The following is an 18,726-nucleotide window of genomic DNA, read 5'->3' on the forward strand; positions in this document are numbered from 1 at the left end:
CTCGCGTTTCTGAGTAGCCATAGTCAGGGACGGCCGAGTGCGTAGTATGTCCAACCGGCTGCTCGCCATTTGGTTGAGTCCAAGACGTTTCTGCCATCCAATATTCTCGGCGTAGCCACAAGTGCTGCAACCGCGTACGGATCTAGGTCTCGATACTCCTGCCACTCCGTTAAGAGCAGAAGGGCATCCGCTGCCTGCAAAGCGCCATCAGTGGAAGTGTCATACTGCAACTCGGGGAAGCGGCGCGCGGCATTGGTCAGAGCCTGCGGGTCCGTGACCGTCACAACCGCACCTTGTAGTTGCAACTGCGCTGCGACGCTTAGCGCAGGAGAGTCGCGAACATCATCGCTTTCAGGTTTAAACGCAGCCCCGAGGACTGTGATGCGCTGCCCCAAGAGCGAACCGCCACAAAGTTCACGGGTCACCTCGACCACCCGCGTCCTCCTACGCATATTGATCGCGTCGACCTCCCGTAAAAAAGTCAAGGCTTGATCGGCACCTAGTTCGCCGGCTCGTGCCATGAACGCCCGAATGTCCTTTGGAAGGCAGCCACCCCCGAACCCGATTCCGGCGTTTAGGAACTTGCGCCCAATTCGGTCGTCCATACCGATGGCGTCCGCCAGGAGGGTGACATCCGCTCCGGCAGCATCGCAGAGTTCGGCCATTGCGTTGATGAAAGAAATTTTCGTTGCAAGAAAGGAGTTTGCAGCTGTCTTCACCAATTCTGAGGTTGGCAGGTCCATGACCAGGCGCGGGGTGCCAGTCCTCAGAGGTGCGGCGTAAACTGTGTCCAGTGTGTCGACTGCAGGATGGTCGACAGCCCCGCCGAGAACGCCGTACACGAGCCTGTCAGGCTGCAGCGTGTCTGACACCGCGTGACCTTCACGAAGAAACTCTGGATTCCACAATAATTCTGCCGTGGGCTCAGCTTCCTTGATGACTTTATGTAGCCGAGTTGCGGTACCGACTGGCACTGTGGATTTACCGACAACGAGATCGTTGGGCGACAAATATGGCAGCAGGGCGGCGACGGCTTCATCGACGTATGTCATGTCCGCGCCGTTTTCGCCCTTCTTCTGGGGGGTACCAACGCAGATAAAATGTACGCTTCGTCCTTTGGCTCTCGCCATGTCCGTTGTAAATGCTAAGCGCCCGGCTCCCTGTACTTCCCCAAGTAATTGTTCCAAGCCAGGCTCAAAGAATGGGGCGCGAGCAGTCGAAAGTTGGGCAATCTTTCTCGCATCAACATCGACCCCCAGTACCTCGTGTCCGAGCTTAGCCATACAAGCGGCGTGAACAGCGCCCAAGTAGCCGCACCCGATAACGGTGATTTGCATGTGTGTCCTTCTTGCGCCCAAGCTGTCAATAGGCTGGTCGGGAGTTAGTACGCTCCCGCACCTTTGAAGACGGCGCGGAATGTCTTTATTAGGATGAGCATGTCACCGGCCAATGACCAGTTTTCCACGTAGTACAAATCGAGGCGGACCGAGTCCTGCCAAGATAGATCAGATCGACCACTAACCTGCCACAGACCGGTTAGTCCGGGCTTCACCAAAAGACGGCGTCGAACGTCGTGCTCGTAAGCCTCAACTTCGGAAGGAAGCGGAGGACGAGGCCCGACTAGACTCATCGACCCGGAAAAGATATTGAAAAGCTGTGGTAACTCGTCCAAGCTGAATTTTCGAAGGGCCCGGCCAACTCTGGTGACTCTAGGGTCATCCTTGAGCTTGAAAAGCAATCCGCTTCCGTCACTCTGGTGCCGGAGATCTTCCAGTATCTCCTCTGCATGAACCACCATCGATCGAAACTTCAGCATTTGAAAAGGGATACCCTCTATTCCCACACGGCTCTGTTTGAATAGGACGGGGCCTTGATCATCCAACTTTATGATTAGGGCGACGATGCTCATGACAGGCAAACAGCAGATGATAAGCACGCCGGAAATGACTAAGTCAAAAAGACGTTTCGCTACTCGTTGACCTCCTTCTAGAGTCGGTGTAGTCACGTGAATAAGGGGAAGGCCCGCAACTGGTTGGGTGTGAATTCTCGGCCCGGCTATGTCAGTCAGAGCTGGGGCCATTATCAAACCGATGTTTCGCGAGGCCAATTCCCACCCAAGATGTCGGATCGTCTGGGGGTGCAATTGAACGCCCGCGGATATAGCTACAGCATCAGCTCGGCACGCCTGTATAGCCTCCACGATGGAGTTTGCATCTGGTGAATTGCCCACGACCGGAAGCCCGGACTCGGGCTCTATGTCAAGGTGCGAGGTGTTCGGTATGTACACGGCAACGGGAAGATAGCCAGCATATTTGGCGGTTCGCAGGGACCCGGCAAGATGCGCCACAGCACTTGGACCACCCAGTAGAAGAAGACGAGACATGCTTTGGCCCAATTGTCGGTTGACGTTGAGATGCTGCCGAATAAGCCATCGCGCCAAAAGCAGCCCAACAAGACCTGAGGGCAGAGCTACACCAACGTAGCCGCGCGCGGTGTCCACCCTGAACACGTACGAGACAATAGCTATCAAGCCAAAAAGCCATAGCGAGGCGGCGGCAACCCTCTTGTACTCGTCTGGGCCGGCACCAAGGACTCGGCTCTGCCTACTGTTCCACGCACCGAGCATAATCCACCATGCAAAAACCAGGAAAATAGAAAGCGGTAGGTAAGCATTCTGGCCGCCTATTTCCGAACCGCCTGCTTCTACTCCGAAGCGCACCACATACGCACCAACCACCGCCCATAGAATGACAAGTAGGTCCACAGCCTTCAGCAGGCGAGAAGCGCGAACTCGCCAATCTTCGTTTGCCCCCAACACAACCGCACCCTTCTACGCAAAAGCTGATGCGCCAAGCTAATGATTCCAGACTGCTAATAAAATTCTAACGACGGTCAAATGTGCTGTTATTCCTCAACGGGTGCTCGTTGTAAACAATGGAATCGAAGTCAAGAGCGGTTGACTTGTTCTCTGATGAGGGAAGACCTGCCGAATCTATCGCATGCTGACCGGTCGTTTCTTGGCCATAGTAGCTATAGGAGTAGGCATTGGAACCTTTGACCGGAAGAAGGTTGAGCACGACGCCAAGAACGTTCGCCTGAACCAGCTCGAGCGCTTTCAGCGCTTTTTGGAGATCCGGCACCTTGACTCTAGAAGATCCCACAACCATCACGACGCCCCCCACTTGCTGGGCAAGCACCGCCGCATCCGTTACGGGGAGCAGAGGGGGGGCATCAATTACAACGACATCGAAGGAACGTTCAAGTTCATGTACGACTCCCTTCATTGACTCCGAGCCAAGAAGTTCACTCGGGTTGGGCGGAAGCTGCCCCGAGGTCAGGACGTAGAGATTGTGTTCGCCCCAAGGCTGTAGGAGGTCCTCCGTTTCTCCGTGACCTATCAGTGCCGTGGTAAGGCCGGCGTTCCGGTCCAGTCCCAGATACTCACTGATCCGAGGTCGACGAAGATCAGCGTCCACAAGGGCAACTGTTTGGCCTGCTTCTGCCAGGGAAATGGCTAGATTGGCTGCTGTAGTGCTCTTTCCCTCCCCAGGCAAGGAAGACGTAATCAGAATTGACTTGGACTGTTTGCTCACGTTAGCAAACTGCAGGTTGGTTCGAACCTGTCGAAAGGATTCTGCACGTGGGCTTTGTGCTGGGGTTTGAGTTATCAGGGGCTTTTTCGCCGCGTCAGCGTCGAATGAGATGCCCCCTAGAACAGCAATGGGTGTAAGCCTTACCAGGTCGGCTTCACCACGGACTTTGGTATCGAGCACAGTCCTCAAGGCCGTCAGACCTATACCGAGAGAGAGTCCGATAACACCGCCTAAAGCAATATTTAGTCGTGTATTAGGAGCCGACGGTATTTCAGGGGCGCTCGCTGGCGTAACAACGGAAAGCTTTACAGGCGACGATCCGCCCTGAGAGGGGCTTTCTAGCTTGTTAACAACTTGGATCAGGCTGTCACTGACCGCCTGGGCTATAGCGGCCGCTTGGACGGGAGAAGGGTCTGCAGCGGATATCGTGATGATCACTGTGTGGAGATCTGCGCTGGCTTGGACTTTTTTCGCCAGCTCGTCCGGCGAAAGTTTTAGTCCCAAACTTGAAATCGCAGGTTGAAGAACCGCGGGCGTACCCACAGTCTCGACATATGACTCCATGCGGGCTTGGCTGAATGTGTTGCCCTGCTGGAGATCAGAGGCCGAACCGGAGCTCTGGATTGCGACGAAAAGCCTTGTTTTAGCATTATAGGTAGGTGTTGTCAGCATGGACGCTGCAGCTCCGCCGAGAAGCCCGAGCAAGCAGCAGGCAACTATCACAATCCAATTTCGTCTAATGATTCGCACATAGTCGCTCAGATCCAACTTCGATACCTCTCGCTTATGGCCAGCCTAGAGCGACGTAGCGGACTAGGGCAGATGAGACAACACTTAAAACCCGATGGTGGCATTGCACGAACCTGTACGGGTCAGGGTAATGCTACCCGGACTTTCGAGACTCAACGCAATCTACGCCTGAAGTTGGGCAGGCGCTAAGGCCACACTACTTTGGTCAAAGGTTACGGTTGTGGCCTCGATCCGCTGGAGCAGGGGCGACGGCCTGCTGCTGAATGCAGGCTGTAGCACAGCAGCCGGTCGGCTAGTAATAGAGACCCCCGCAGCGACGGCACAATCTAACAATTCGCGGTTTCGCTAGCAGACGCGTACACCTAGTACTCTTGGTCCAGCGTCTGGGGGCGCGGCTAGTCATCAACGTCGGCCAAGGACCGCACTTGCGGTCTCGCGCTTCGCCCAGCAGCCAGCTTGGCACAAAGTAAAGGATAACTATATGAAGCGCGCACTGATCACTGGCATTACTGGGCAGGATGGACTTTATCTGGCCGAATTGTTGCTGAAGAAAGGCTACGAAGTTTTTGGCCTTATTCGTGGCCAAAATAATCCAAAGTATGCAATGGTGCAAAGGGAAGTGCCGGGCGTGCAGCTTTTGACTGGCGACCTCACGGATATTTCGAGTCTAGTTCGAGCTTTGAACGATTCAAATCCTGACGAGGTTTACAACCTGGGGGCAATTTCCTTCGTTGCCTATTCCTGGGATAATGCCGAAGTTACTTCCGATGTCACCGGTAAAGGTGTTCTGAATATCCTGGAAGCGATACGTTTGTGGGCCGGCGAGGACTTAGGGAAAGTCCGTTTCTATCAAGCATCAAGTTCGGAGATGTTTGGGAAGGTGCAGGCAGTTCCCCAGAGAGAAGACACGCTACTCTGGCCTCGCTCACCGTATGGAGTTGCCAAAGTATTCGGTCACTATATGACCATCAACTACCGCGAGTCGTATGGAATGCATGCATCCAGCGGAATTCTCTTCAACCATGAATCGCCTCGACGTGGCCCCGAATTTGTAACGCGGAAGATCACCAGTGCGGCTGCGCGGATTAAGCTTGGTCGGCAAAAAGAGCTTTCACTCGGAAATTTGGATGCGCAGCGCGACTGGGGATTCGCGGGCGATTACGTGGAAGCAATGTGGCGGATGCTGCAGCAACCGGTGGCTGACGACTACGTCATCGCTACAGGTGAAACCCATTCTATTCGTGATCTTTTGGATATTGCCTTTCACGCTGTTGGTATTAGCGATTGGTCTCCGTACGTCCGTCAAGACCCGAGATTTATGCGCCCTGCAGAAGTCGACCTGCTCATCGGCGATCCAACCAAGGCCCAAAATGTTTTGGATTGGAAGCCGCAGGTCTCATTCCCTGAGCTGGTGGGGATGATGGTGGAAAGTGATTTGAAGGCCGAGTCTCAGTTCTCCAAGTAGAGGCATAGAATGCGTGCGCTAGTCACAGGTGTGACCGGACAAGACGGCAGTTACCTTGCTGAGCAACTTTTAAGCCTGGGCTGGGAAGTCCACGGTCTAACCCGCAGGCCGGACAAGATATTGGCCGTTTCGGAGATGTTAGTTCATTATGGCGATTTGGGGGATGCGGATCGACTGAGATCTGTCGTATCCGAGGTGATGCCTGACGTTATCTTCAATTTGGGCGGTATAAGTTCGGTAGCTCAGTCTTGGAAGAGCCCTGAACTGACTACATCTGTGTCCGGGGCAGCGGTGGGTACACTTTTGGAGGCGGCGTGGCAGCTTCAAGAGAAGGAAGGCCATAGGGTCCGGTTTCTTCAGGCCTCCAGCTCGGAGATATTTGGTCACGCAAAAGAAACCCCGCAAAATGAGCTGACACCCATTGCTCCCACGAACCCATACGGCGTTGCTAAAGCGCTCGCCCACCAACTTACGAGCGTCTATAGGTCGCGCGGCCTTTGGGCATCTAATGTGATTCTTTTCAACCATGAATCTCCGAGGCGCCCGGAATCCTTTGTTACGCGCAAGATCACAATGGGAGCTGCGCGTATTGCTTCTGGGCGACAGGACAAGATTTACCTGGGTAACTTGGACAGTAGGAGAGATTGGGGTTGGGCGCCGGACTATGTCGATGCCATGGTTAGGGTGTCTGCACTCGCTGACCCCTCGGACTTCGTAATCTCCTCGGGGCGCATGCATTCTGTAAGGGAATTTGCGAAGGCAGCGTTACAAGCTGCTGGAATACCTGATTGGGAAGAACATATCGAGGTAGATGATCGTTTCCTCCGTCCGGTTGACGCCGTAGAAACATGCGGCGATAACTCACGTTTGCATGAAGCCACAGGGTGGCAGCCGCTAATGCCTTTTGAGGAGATTGTAAAGAAAATGGTTTATTACGACCTCCACCTGCTGCAGGAAGTTAATGGCAGTGAACCGAGTACTGAGCAGCTTCAATGAGTGGGCTCATAGTGCACGAGTGGCTAGAGCCGCTTGGTGGCGCCGAGAAGGTAGTTGAGCAGCTAGCGGATATCTTTCCCGAAGAACTAATTCTCGCGGCATGGAACGATGCTCCTGATCGGTTTGACTCGGATCGAGTGCTTGAAACTTGGATTTCAAAAACGCCGCTTAGGCGGCATAAGGCCCTAGCCATACCCTTCATGTTGCAAGCGTGGCGCTCATTGACTTTCTCTGAAATAGACTGGGTCTTGTGCAGTTCTCATCTTTTTGCGCACCATGCGAGCTTTCGTTCTCCAAATCAAGACGTCAGAAAATACGTCTACGCTTACACCCCTGCAAGGTATATATGGAATCCCGAGCTTGATCAAAGGGGTGACACTTGGTTTGCCCGCGCCGCGTCCAGGAGCATTCAAAAGATTGACCGACGACGGGCTCAAGAAGCAACTTCCGTTGTGGCCATCAGCCAGTTTGTCCGCGAGCGGATCCAACAGCACTGGGAAAGATCTTGTGATGTAATCTATCCGCCAGTCGATGTTAAATTCTATACGAAAAGTCACATGGCAGATCTCACTGGTAGTGAACAGGCGACTTTAGATTCCCTGCCCTCAGACTATGTTCTGGGTGCCTCGCGCTTCATTCCATACAAGCGCTTAGATCAAGTTATCGAACTCGGAGAAGCAGCCGGCGTCCCGGTTGTTCTTGCGGGTGGAGGGCCTGAGGAGGGGATGCTTCGAGGGTTAGCGGCCGAAACGAAGGTACCGGTGATCTTCATTAACAATCCCTCGAGGGCAATGCTCAGAGAATTATATGTGCGTGCGATGTCCTTCATTTTCCCAGCAGTGGAAGACTTCGGGATCATGCCCGTCGAGGCTATGGCCGCCGGTACACCTGTTATCGCTGGCAGAATAGGTGGCGCTGCGGAAACCGTCGTAGGTGGTAGAACTGGACGCTTGATTGACTTTCGAAGTCGAGGCGAAGCGAAGGATGCGTTGCAAGCGGTCCAGAGTTACCTCCCTGAGGACTGCGTACGGCGCGCCCATGAATTTGACAACTCTATCTTCCGTATGAGGATCCTAAACTGGATTGGTAGCTGACTGCCGTAGCAACGCTGCGTGAGGCATTGAAAATGTACAATAATGCATCTCGGCTCCGAAAATGGATGGTGAGCTGATGTTTGAATCAATCCTGAAGAGTTATCGGCTGATATTGGCATGATGCAGATAACTCGAAAACGAGCCGGAGACATGATCGGTCGCCACTATCGCTCCACTAGGCGGAAGCCGCTGCGCCCATGCCCTAGTGCGAGATTTAGGTCATCGCTTTTTAGCAGCGATCATGTTGGGACGAGCGCGGCACTGACCAATAAAGCTACAACTAAAACTCTGGTCCACCGCTTTATCAACGGACGTTTTGCTTACCTTGGTGTCTCGGCAATCCAGAAGGCCCTGCCGTTTATTATCTTGCCCTTTCTGACCGCGACATTGGGTGCGGCAAGATATGGTGAAGTCGCGGTTCTCATTTCCTGTTTTACACTCGTTTCCATGACTTTCGGGCTCGGTCTCGAGACGATTATCTATAGATACGGTAAAGGAGATGATGAAGACTCCCTCAATCGCTTGACCGGCGTGGCCTTAATCCAGCGCTTTTTCCCCGTCTTCCTCGGGCTCGGGATTGCCGGGGCTGTTTACGTTCTGAATATAGGCATCGGCGGGGCAGCACCACTCCACATTGGTATGGCTGTAGTTTCTGCGTCGATCTATTGCTCCGCTTGGCAGCTTCCTGCAGCATTGGCGCGAGTTAAGGGCAAGTTCCAAAGTTATGTTGTTTATGCGATCACCTACAGTTCCTTTCTGGCTGCATTTAAGTTGGTGTTCGTTTTGATTCTTGACCTTGGCGTTCTTGGGTGGGTTATGGCCGACCTGGCGGGTTCCCTCGTTCTATTAGCGCTTACCTTTCCTGTTTTTCTTCCCTTTCTGAAACGTTGTCTTCCTCCTGATCGCAAGGCCGCTCCTTTTCGGTCTGCAGTTAGACTGGGCGCCCCCTTGGTTGTTAACTCTGTCTCCCTATGGGCGACGGGCTCATTCGACAGAATTTTGATAGCGGCGTTCTTGGGAACTGCTATGGCAGGGAGATATGCGTTGGCCGCTCAAGTGGTCACCCTTGGCAGCGTAGTAATCACTGAGTTAACTAAGTATATTCAGCCGCACTTGGCGCCTGCACCGGAAACCGATTCCTCTCAAATTATCAGGTCTGTTGCGCCGCGGCAGGTAATTCTGATTTCTCTTGTTTCTACCCTGACCGCCGTGCTAGGAGCTTTCGTTGCACCGATGGTTTTTGGTCACGCATTTGCTGGTTTGGGTCTTCTTAGTGCCCTTATGACGGCTCCATTGGTTTTCTCTGGTCTGAATAGTCTCGGGGTTGAGTATCTTTCAATCACGCGAGGTAAGAGCATGGCAATTGGGGTCGTGTCAATATTCGCTGCAGCGGTAAGTATCCTGCTGAACCTCACGCTACTACCTCAGCTGGGAGTTGCAGGAGCAATATGGGCTCTTGCCGCTGCCTCATTACTCACGTTCGTAGTCATATGGGGGCCGATTATGCGTTCTGATCTTGGCCTTTACGCCTCAGCCAGGATATTTTGGCCAGCGGCGTTAGCTTTAGTCTTAGTTATTTCTGTGGCATGGATAGCTGGTAATCGATGAGATTGGTTTTGAGTCCTAACATCATTCGCTCGAGTGTTGTTTGTTTTTTGGCGTTTTTCGTTATGGTTTCAGCTTATACTGCAGCGCATGTCGCTATTCAGATGACATTGCTAGTCTGCATGCTAATTCTGTCTTTTAGTGCCAAATCCGTTCCGTTCATACTTATAATAGCTGGTTGCAGCGCCCCGGTGCTCGGCTTGATCCGCCGACTTTCTGCCGGTCCCGATGCCCGCGTCGACTTCGATCCATTGATCCTCTTTCCTATGGTCCTCGTCGTTGTTGCCCTTCTTATTTGCCTTGCGCGCTTTGATTCGGTAGGAGGTCAGCGGAGGTCGGATACGGACCGGCGTTTGCTTTGGTTCGCTGTCATTTTTTCCATTTTCGTCGGTTTAGCTTTGGCTGCCAATGGAGCCTTTAGCCCAAACGTGATTTACTTTGCGATGGCTCTCATTGTTCCCGTGTTGCTCACCGTATTTATCGCGATCGCTTCCGTGCCCGATATATGGGAAACTTTCGAGCGACTCCTCCCCGGAATTGGCCTAGTTGTGGGCTGCTATGGCGTTTATCAGTTTTTCTTCCTGCCGCAGTGGGATAGAAGCTGGATGTTGAATTCCGGGCTAGAGAGCATCGGCCAAGCGCTTCCGATGGCTGTGCGGGTATTTGGAGCGTCCGAGTCGCCTGGTCCCTATGCGGCCTTTATGGGCCTTGTGGTTATCGTGTGCTTTGTTCGCGGAATCAATAGCCATGGGATATCACGCGTTTTGTTTTTTCTCTTTTGTGCTTTAATGACCGTACCCCTGCTGCTTTCCGGTGTACGCTCGTCACTATTGAGCGTGCTTGTTTGTGCTGCCTTGGCCGTTCTGGTTAGGGGAAGAGGCATGGGGCGTGTGCTTCCGGTTCTGTTCTTCGTCCTCGTGGGTGTAGGCGTTGATAAGATCGTGAGCACTTTCGGCGGTAGCTCCACAATTTTGACGGCCGATCGTTATACTTCCTTCGATCCGAGCCAGGATAATTCCATTCAAGCGCGTCTGGGGATCCTTGACTACTTAACCAACCCCTTGCCCCATGTTCTTGGAAACCCTTCGGGACCAACTATTGATAACTTGCTGGTCGATATTATGCGCGCTTACGGACTTGTTCCATTTGTTCTGTTTAGTGCTTTTATCGTGTTTCTGTTACTTCGGTGTCTAAAGTTTCTTAGAAGCGGTTCTAAGTCGCCCTTGGCCTTCGTGGTCTTGTATTTGATATTTCTCGGGATTGCCGGAAATTTGTTCTTGTCATCCTTCGGAATTATTGTTGGTCTCGCTTTCGGCGCTCTATTGCGCCTTTCGGGAGACGATCGTCAATCAAGGTCCAATTCTGATGCTCAACCACCAATAGAGACCGGCCTTCGATTCACCTACCCGCTGGCGCCGTTACCGGTTTCGCGGGGTATGGGTAAAATTATTAGAGTTACAGAAGGAGATTAACTACGATGCGCATCACTATGCTCTGTTTGGAGTGGCCGAGTGATACTCATACGGGGGGTGTCGCGAGGTACGCCTATCGCATGGCATCTCAGCTGGCTGAACTAGTCGATTTGACAATTGTCACGCCTGAAGGGGGGCGGGATTTGCCGGGTGCAAGAATCGTTCCAGTCCGAAAGCCTAGATCCCGCATTGATAGGTTTTACTTACTTCCCGCCGTGCTGCGGGATATCGTGAAGCGTCAGTCGCCTGACTTGATACATTCGTTCGGTGATGATTTTCTCATTAAGCGGGATGGCACTCCAATTGTTCGTTCCTTCTTCGGAAGCAGTTGGTCGGAGGCGAAGTCATCGAGAGGGCTTCGTCGGATTAATCATTCCGTTCTCGCTCTGACGGAAAAGTATACAGAGGCTCGAAGCTCATTCCGTATTGCTATTGCTCCTGAAACTGTAGATGTTTTCAATTGCCATATGCTTATGCCTCCGGTTTCTCCTGTCCCCCAGCTTGTCCGCGAGCCTACTCGTTCCCCCAGTGTGGTCTTTATTGGATCGTTCAACGGAAGAAAACGAGGAAGTTTTGCGGAACAAGCGGTTAGAGAAGTGAGTCACAGGCTTGGTCGGGACGTCACTTTTACAGTTGTGGGACCTGCGGACGACAAGAAGTATTGGCACAAGAGTACAGTTCACCTTTCCAATGCATCCGATATCGAGGTGCAACGACTCATCAGCAAGTCGTGGGTGCTCGTGTCTCCGTCCTCGTACGAAGGCTTTGGCATTCCAATGTTTGAGGCCCTATCTCTGGGTGTTCCAACTCTCGCGACAGCTAACCCCGGGAGTTCCTACTTAGCTGGCCTTGTCAGACAAGGGGACGCGCTTGCGCTCGCAGAATCTGACCATGACTTTATGTTGATGCTGGAACAACGTATATCTCGCGGTCCCATGCTTACTGACGAGGCTAGTGCAGCCGCTCGCACGGCTGTCGATGCGCTGTTGAATATGGCGTCGGTTCCTCGACTCGTACGCGACGTTTATGGTCCCCTTATTATCAACAGTTAATGATTGGTAATTTTCGCGACTCGGCCGCTCGGTTTCTCAGAGTTTTGTTTCTGACATCTACGGCATTTACTGATCTTCATTCTGGCGGCTCTGGCCTTGGCATTTTTGAAAGGTTCGAATAGTTGAGGTGTTCAGGGCAGTACTGTTTTGATGTGTGCGAGCGCCTAACGGACTTTAGAGCTGCCCATTTCGTTCCCTTTTTACGCCTGTTCAAAGTGTCGTGGTAGTGGGTTCGGCCTGCGTGGAAGCAGTAGGTGTCGAAACAACGGTTTGACTATTGGTCGTCATATTGTGGATGGCGTCTATCTGTTCATGCGCTGGGTCTAATTTTTTCTAGTTTCTTGAACCCCGCTCCTACCCTGTTGATCACTCACCGTTGTTCGTGTTGTAGTATCGGTACCAGGTTTTGGTGAGTTTATCTGAAATGGAATTTTGTATGAATCGATCTCCGAGATCTTCTAGTAACGATTCGATTAGCGTCTACATGGCCGGCAGCGAGTGGTTCAACACGAGAGCTGGCGGTCTCAATCGTTATTTTGAGGACCTCTTCGTTGCTCTTGCTGCGTCGGATCAAATCGATATTTCCGCTTACGCCTTTGGTGCTCCGCCCTCTGGTGGCTCGACTTGGGGTTCGGTTGCGGGATCAACACTTCAGAGGGCCGTCCGTTCGAGGACTGGGCCTGTCTGGCGACCCGGGCTGGTGATGGACCGTCATTTCTGCCTGTACGGAGCACGTCCGTCTCAAGGGTGGCAGAAGGCCCCTATGCTTGTTCACTTTCAGGGCCCGTGGGCACGAGAGAGTGCTGTTGCTGGTGAAGCCGAGATAAGGGTGCGCTTAAAGCGTTCTTTCGAGAAATTTAGGTACCGTGATGCGTCGGCTTATGTAGTCCTCTGCGGCGAGTTTAAAGGCATCCTCGTCAACGATTACGGCGTTGACCCGGATAAGGTAAGCATTGTACCTCCGGGTGTGGATTTGAAGAGGTTCAGGGTAGGGCCCGTGCTTCCAGACCATCCCAATGTTTTGTGCGTACGTCGGTTGGAGCGGCGGATGGGCATACATGTACTACTAGATGCTTGGGCCCAGGTCGTCTCGGCGGTCCCGGAAGCGAGGCTAAGCATTGTCGGGACCGGTAACGAGGAGCTGAGACTAAAGGAGCAATCTAGCAGGCTTGGATTAGCTGACTCGGTGGAGTTCAAAGGGCGACTGTCGGACTCGAAGTTGGCCGAGTTGTATCAAGATTCCATGTTGACCGTTGTACCGACCATAAGCTTGGAGGGGTTTGGGCTCATTGCGTTGGAGTCGCTAGCCACTGGAACACCTCCGATCGTGACTGACTGCGGGGGTCTCCCTGACGCGGTTCTGGGGTTGGACCCCTCTCTTGTTGTTGAGCCTGACAATAGAGACGAACTCGCACAGCGGATAATTTCAGCCATTGCTGGTAAGAGGCCCAGCGCGGAAGCATGCCGACGCCATGCGGAAAAATTCTCCTGGAGTGAGGTCGCTCGGCAGCATGAAGTGTTATATCGAGGTATTCAATAGATCCCCGGATTGCTTGAGTAATTGAACTATGCAGTTTGTCACCCTGCTCGCCATCCACCTGAACAGTGACTTAAGTTTTTACCCCAACTTTATGAAATCACAGGTGACATAGCCGCGGATCTTTTCGGCCTGACCAACACGGTTACTTCCAGCTGTGGCTGCCCGAAGTCTTCGTTAGCATCAAGGGATGCTTGGTTGCCTTGGGTCCCAGCTTTTTCTGGCCCGCATAGCTAACGGTTTTTTGGTTCGCTGAGGCTGATGGTGTGGCAAATACCGCGAGCGCGCCGACCCCGTGCTGTCGGATATGCATGTAGTTTGCACGCCGTTAAGGCCTGGGTTGTCAGTGACTTCGAGTCGCGAAGCCCCAGGCTGGCCGGCATGTACTGCAGTAAAAGCTGCCTATCAATGCACTAGGAGTCGAAGTGCAATAAACTAGCGGAGAAACGGTCCTTGCCTTACGGTCGGAAGGACTCTCGCTGATATGTATAGCAAGATCCGAACCGCCGTAATCCACGGTTCAGCGATACGGAAAGTCTTATGGAAAAGCATCTATTTTTGGCTCATTCGGCAGCCCCCTCGGGGGCAGAACTTGCTTTGCTGAGGTTAGCGCGGCAGCTACCAGCAGCCAAGACAGTTGTGATGTTCGCTGAAGATGGTCCATTGATAGACCGCTATCGCCTGGCGGGGGTGGAGGTTTTGGTACGGGAAGTCACCGCTGAGAATGTTGGACGCGGCGAGCGCTCGGTGCTCCGCGCAGCAGGCGCCATCGTGAGCTATATCCGCTACGGTTGGCAGCTGGGTAGCTACGTAAAAGGCAACGAGATATCACTTGTGGTTGCTAATTCTGTAAAGTCCTTGGTCTACGGTGCCGTGGCTGCGGCAAGAGCACGAGTGCCTATCGTCTGGAGCGTACATGACAGAATTTCTGATGACTATTTTAGGCGCTCACATGCCCTTCTAATTAGATTGCTTGGGCGCTTTGTTGCCTCTGCCTACATCGTTAACAGTCGAGCCACATTAGAGACTATTTGGCCTGGAGGAAAGCCCGTACTAATTAGCCCTCCGGGCATAGACGTGGGCAGTCCTGTGGAGTTGGTTGAGCGGCAAGAAAGTGTTGAACAGGTAGTAATGGTCGGCCGTCTTTCACCATGGAAAGGCCAGCATCACTTTATTGAGGCCTTCGACCGAGCTTTCTCTGGCACCTCGGTGAAAGCCGTGATAGTCGGTGATGCGTTGTTCGGAGAAGCAGATTACGCTAACGCATTGCGAGATAAGGTGAAGCTAGGTCAAAGTTCTGACCAGATCAGTTTCACCGGGGCTATAACGGACGTCCGGTCCGTGCTGTTGGAATCGCAAATCTTAGTCCATGCCTCTACTATCCCTGAACCCTTTGGAAGTGTGGTAGTTGAAGGTTTAGATGCAGGTTGCGCGGTTATTGCTACCTGCCCGGGAGGTCCATCGGAAGTCATTAGTCACGGTCACGACGGACTTCTTATTCCCTGTGACGACGCTGTTTCCCTTGAGTCTGCTTTAATAAAGCTTGACGAAGATCCTGAACTCCGCAAAAAGCTCGCACGAAATGGCCCGATTCGATCTAGAGACTTCGACGTCAAACGCCTGGCAGAGTCTATGAGTCTCTGGTTGGACGGCGTTCAAGCACGCAGCCCTTTACCCAAAGTGACATCGGGTATCCCTCCCAAAACAGGCTGACTGTTCTATCGAGGTGGATTCACAGGGGCGTCCGTTGGCTCTTCCGTCGAGGTGAGGGCCCTCAAAACAACCTTGCGTCCTACTTATATTGAAGACTAGTTGTGTTGAATGAGAAGGCGGCCGCGTCGAGCCTCACTCTGGGGCCACAACTGCCAATGCTTCACCGTCCTCTCTCGTCCGCCGGCGGCACCGGACACTCGCAGCGAAAGCGGGCGGTCGCGAGACAACCAAAATGTTGGTTTTACGCGTCCGCGTACTGGCCCTAGCTGCGGTTTTTGGCTTTAGCGTGAGTAGAAGGCCTCGCGGCGCTGAGCGAGGCGGTTCTGCCACGGAGAATACTCCGGTTACCGGGTCGCTGTCGGTGCTCTGTTTTCTGTAACGTTTCGTAGCATGCAAGCACTCGGCTGGTCCGATAATTTTCCGGGTAGCGGGAACAGTTTGTCTGGCCTCCATATGGAATCGAGCCAACTCCAATGGAGCGATCACACAGCATGGGTAGAATCGGTCACCAAGACTAACGCACACTCCTTTGCCGAAGGGACGGAGAAATAATGTCGGAATGGCGTGAAGTGGGCGCGGACAACTATGTTCTCGTTACTCAGGGATGCCGGCTGAATACAGGCCTGATCGTCGGCTCGAAGCGTGCTATGGTACTCGACACGGGCTGTGGTCCCCGCCAGGGACGCGAAATTCTGTATGCGATCCGGGAGAAGACTGACCTTCCCCTTGTCGTCGTCAACACCCATGCCCACTATGATCATTTCTTCGGGAACGCCGTCTTCGCCAAATCCGGCGTAACGGAATTTTGGGCGCACCAGAACTGTGCTGCGGAGATTGACAAGCGTGGTGATTTGCAGCGCCGGCACGTCGGAACAATCGAACCTGAGATGTCGGCGGGTGAAGGTGAAGGCGTGAACCTTGTTGTTCCCAACGCTATTGTCAAAGACCAGCCTGTCCTAGTGGACCTTGGTGGACTCACAGCCACCCTGTTCTACCTTGGCCGGGGCCACACTGATGGGGATCTCCTTGTGGGAACACCCACGACTCTCTTCGTGGGTGACCTAGTGGAACAGGGCGGCCGCCCCTCGTTCGAGGACTCCTACCCTGAGGAGTGGGCCGACTCCCTCCGGCACATTTCCGCTTTGCGCCACCGCTACGAATTCCTGATCCCCGGTCATGGCCAGCCGTGCAGCGACGAGTACATCAAAACCATGGCCAACACGATGACTACTGCCGTTCGACAGGCTCTTGGGTCCATCCGGGAGACACCAAACGACGCCACCAAGGCGATTCCCGTTTTACCATACGGGCCTGAACAATCCCGCTGGTTCATCAAGCGCCTACAGGAGACCCGCGGGGAAACGAGCCCTGACTCGTAGGGCAGCCAGATTGATGAGGCTGCGTATTCAGCTGCGAGTTGCTGGCGTGCTTGCCCTCTTTGTCATTCCAGTCTGCTTTTCTAACATGGCGTTGTTGCCGCTGTAGATTATTGGCGCTGTTACTCCTGCGTGCCCGCCAACGCACGTTGTCTGCTCTGCTGGGTACTTGAGTCCTTCACCCAATACGCTCGATGCCTCATAAGAGGCGCTCGATGCCTCCTAACGAGGCGCTCGTGTCGTTTGAGGAGTCGAAGCTCGCTGGCGAATCATGCAGCCGGCGGATTTATGGTGGAGGGGTGCTCAAAGATGACGAATATGCCAGTTATTTCGACAGCAAGGATCCGCGCAATAACTGATAGTCGCTCTTGCAACAGTGGGAAGCATGGGATGTTCTTCGGCCTGCGAAGTGGGCGCGGGAGCACTTATACTTGCCCCATGGGGATACTCTTGCAACGCTTTCCGACTCGCTGCGACTATGAGGGCTGCCGTGGATGGGGAGCCGTCGATAAGAACACCGGTCGGCAGGGCGTTGCCTTCTGCAACCCCGAGCACGCTGACCCGGCGTTTGCCATGTCTGAGACCCCGCAGTGAGGATTACGGTAGTCAGCTCTCACTACCCGCCAACGCCAGGCGGAGTCGCGGACTACGCGCAGGCTTGGTGTTTGGCCATGCGCGAACTGGGGCACGAGCTGACTCTCATAACGTCCGCGACTGGTGCTTTTGAGCCCGGAATTACCGTCCAGCCATTCCCTGGCAAGTGGTCTCTTGCTGGTGCCCGCGAACTTCGACGCATGATTCTCGATTCACAGCCCGACTCTGTCGTGGTGCAATACGTGCCTCACGCTTACGGCCCGCGTGGTAGCGGCCTTCCCGTGGCAGCCATGCTGAGTAGACTGGCTCGCTCTATCGAAGCACCGGTCATCATCAACGCCCACGAGATATATGGTGCGTGGAGTGAGTCAATAAGACGGGCGCCCTGGCACATCGCGCAGCGCATGGGGGCCGTCTTGTTGGTTTCTTCCACGGCAGCATTTGTTGTGACCGTGAAGCGTCGACAGCAGGACCTTCAGCGACTCGCGTTCCCTTGGGCTGACAGGGTCCACGTGATCCAGATTGGCCCCACCGTTGCGGCCCGCGAGGGGGACCCGTCGTGGCGCGAGCGCCACGACGTACCAGCCGATGCGTTTCTGCTGACGTCGTTCGGCCTGGGTCACCCAACACAGGAGGTTGGGCAGCTCCCGCTAGTGTTGGACACGCTAAGTGAAGCGGGAATCGACGCGCGGCTTGTCACAGCCGGTCGCCTTAAGGTCGAGCACTCGCAAGCGACCCATCTCGGCTATGTGACCTCCAAGGATGCGGCCCAATTGCTCGCGGCCGGTGACATATTCGCGTTGCCGCTGTCTGACGGCATGTCGGGTCGGCGAAGCTCTGCGATCTCTGCGTTGGCCATGGGCGCCACCGTAGCCACCACGGCAGGGCCGGACACAGACTTCGAGCTCTTTGGATCTGAGGGGGTTGCCCTGTCGCCTGCCGGGGACGCGCAAGGGTTCGCAGACATGGTGCTCGGTCTTGCCCTGGACGAGGATGCTCGGAATCGGGTAAATTCTGCTGGCCGGGAGCTCTTCGCTGCAAATTTCGCCTGGCCCGTAGTTGCCCGAGCGTGGGAAGAGTTGTTGAACCGCGCCTCACCCAACGAAAATGCCCAAGCGCACGGCGGCGGTCAGTAAGTAGAATTTGAGTCGCGGTGGCGTCTACCTGGCTCGTGGCATTGCACGGGATGACTTGCGCAGTAGGCTGCTAAAGCAGTGCGCTCGGGCCGTAGCGGTGGAGCGGATACCCGTCCCGCCATTTCTGAGATTAAGGGACCGATGCGGTTTGAGCATGGACACATCTGCTCGCAACACGCCCGCATGGTGTCACCCTTACGTCCTATCGGGGGCTTGTACTGGCGTCTGTTCAGGACGAGGCAGGAAGAAGGAGCCGTCTGAGGAAGTCTTTCTTTTGACTTGATTTGTCAATTTTGTTGACTCGTGGTTGGCTCTGTTCAGGGGCCCGCAATCATCAATGGAG

At 54.0% G+C, this 18,726-nt stretch carries 13 protein-coding genes; 10 read left to right on the forward strand and 3 right to left on the reverse strand.

Features of this window, described 5'->3' with window-relative positions; translation table 11 throughout:
- Positions 1 to 23: 23 nt before the first annotated feature.
- The 3 genes from VXJ37_RS01185 to VXJ37_RS01195 form a co-directional block, all read right to left on the reverse strand.
- Complete coding sequence (locus tag VXJ37_RS01185; protein WP_331321248.1) at positions 24 to 1,337, reverse strand: UDP-glucose dehydrogenase family protein; 1,314 nt, start codon at positions 1,335 to 1,337, stop codon at positions 24 to 26.
- A gap of 44 nt (positions 1,338 to 1,381) precedes the next feature.
- Positions 1,382 to 2,815: a sugar transferase gene (locus VXJ37_RS01190; protein ID WP_331321471.1), complete on the reverse strand. Its 1,434-nt coding sequence runs from the start codon at positions 2,813 to 2,815 to the stop codon at positions 1,382 to 1,384.
- 67 nt (positions 2,816 to 2,882) lie between these two features.
- Positions 2,883 to 4,361 carry a polysaccharide biosynthesis tyrosine autokinase gene (locus VXJ37_RS01195; protein WP_331321249.1) on the reverse strand — a complete coding sequence of 493 codons (1,479 nt, stop codon included), beginning with the start codon at positions 4,359 to 4,361 and terminating at the stop codon, positions 2,883 to 2,885.
- Between the two features lie 463 nt (positions 4,362 to 4,824).
- Here VXJ37_RS01195 and VXJ37_RS01200 point away from each other — a divergent pair, with 463 nt between their 5' ends.
- The 10 genes from VXJ37_RS01200 to VXJ37_RS01245 all read left to right on the forward strand — a co-directional run bounded on the left by VXJ37_RS01200 (position 4,825) and on the right by VXJ37_RS01245 (position 18,383).
- Positions 4,825 to 5,808 carry a GDP-mannose 4,6-dehydratase gene (locus VXJ37_RS01200; RefSeq protein ID WP_331321250.1) on the forward strand — a complete coding sequence of 328 codons (984 nt, stop codon included), beginning with the start codon at positions 4,825 to 4,827 and terminating at the stop codon, positions 5,806 to 5,808.
- 9 nt (positions 5,809 to 5,817) lie between these two features.
- The gene (locus tag VXJ37_RS01205; protein ID WP_331321251.1) at positions 5,818 to 6,804 is read left to right on the forward strand and encodes a GDP-mannose 4,6-dehydratase; all 987 of its coding nucleotides are present in this window, start codon (positions 5,818 to 5,820) and stop codon (positions 6,802 to 6,804) included.
- The gene (locus tag VXJ37_RS01210; protein ID WP_331321252.1) at positions 6,801 to 7,898 is read left to right on the forward strand and encodes a glycosyltransferase; all 1,098 of its coding nucleotides are present in this window, start codon (positions 6,801 to 6,803) and stop codon (positions 7,896 to 7,898) included. Before VXJ37_RS01205 ends, VXJ37_RS01210 begins: the two co-directional genes overlap by 4 nt.
- Positions 7,899 to 8,015: 117 nt before the next feature.
- A complete protein-coding gene (locus tag VXJ37_RS01215; RefSeq protein ID WP_331321253.1) occupies positions 8,016 to 9,506 on the forward strand; it encodes a lipopolysaccharide biosynthesis protein in 1,491 nt (496 codons plus the stop codon).
- 8 nt (positions 9,507 to 9,514) lie between these two features.
- Complete coding sequence (locus VXJ37_RS01220; RefSeq protein ID WP_331321254.1) at positions 9,515 to 10,975, forward strand: hypothetical protein; 1,461 nt, start codon at positions 9,515 to 9,517, stop codon at positions 10,973 to 10,975.
- A 5-nt stretch (positions 10,976 to 10,980) separates the two neighbouring features.
- Positions 10,981 to 12,027 carry a glycosyltransferase family 4 protein gene (locus VXJ37_RS01225; protein WP_331321255.1) on the forward strand — a complete coding sequence of 349 codons (1,047 nt, stop codon included), beginning with the start codon at positions 10,981 to 10,983 and terminating at the stop codon, positions 12,025 to 12,027.
- A 484-nt stretch (positions 12,028 to 12,511) separates the two neighbouring features.
- The gene (locus tag VXJ37_RS01230; protein ID WP_440589767.1) at positions 12,512 to 13,567 is read left to right on the forward strand and encodes a glycosyltransferase family 4 protein; all 1,056 of its coding nucleotides are present in this window, start codon (positions 12,512 to 12,514) and stop codon (positions 13,565 to 13,567) included.
- 537 nt (positions 13,568 to 14,104) lie between these two features.
- A complete protein-coding gene (locus VXJ37_RS01235) occupies positions 14,105 to 15,277 on the forward strand; it encodes a glycosyltransferase family 4 protein (RefSeq protein ID WP_331321256.1) in 1,173 nt (390 codons plus the stop codon).
- Positions 15,278 to 15,828: 551 nt separating this feature from the next.
- On the forward strand, positions 15,829 to 16,656 hold the full coding sequence (locus VXJ37_RS01240) for an MBL fold metallo-hydrolase (RefSeq protein WP_331321257.1): 828 nt from the start codon (positions 15,829 to 15,831) through the stop codon (positions 16,654 to 16,656).
- A gap of 587 nt (positions 16,657 to 17,243) precedes the next feature.
- Positions 17,244 to 18,383 carry a glycosyltransferase family 4 protein gene (locus VXJ37_RS01245; RefSeq protein ID WP_331321258.1) on the forward strand — a complete coding sequence of 380 codons (1,140 nt, stop codon included), beginning with the start codon at positions 17,244 to 17,246 and terminating at the stop codon, positions 18,381 to 18,383.
- Positions 18,384 to 18,726 lie beyond the last annotated feature (343 nt).

The sequence above is a fragment of the Pseudarthrobacter phenanthrenivorans genome, assembly GCF_036455295.1.
GTDB classification, from domain to species: Bacteria; Actinomycetota; Actinomycetes; order Actinomycetales; family Micrococcaceae; genus Arthrobacter; species Arthrobacter phenanthrenivorans_C.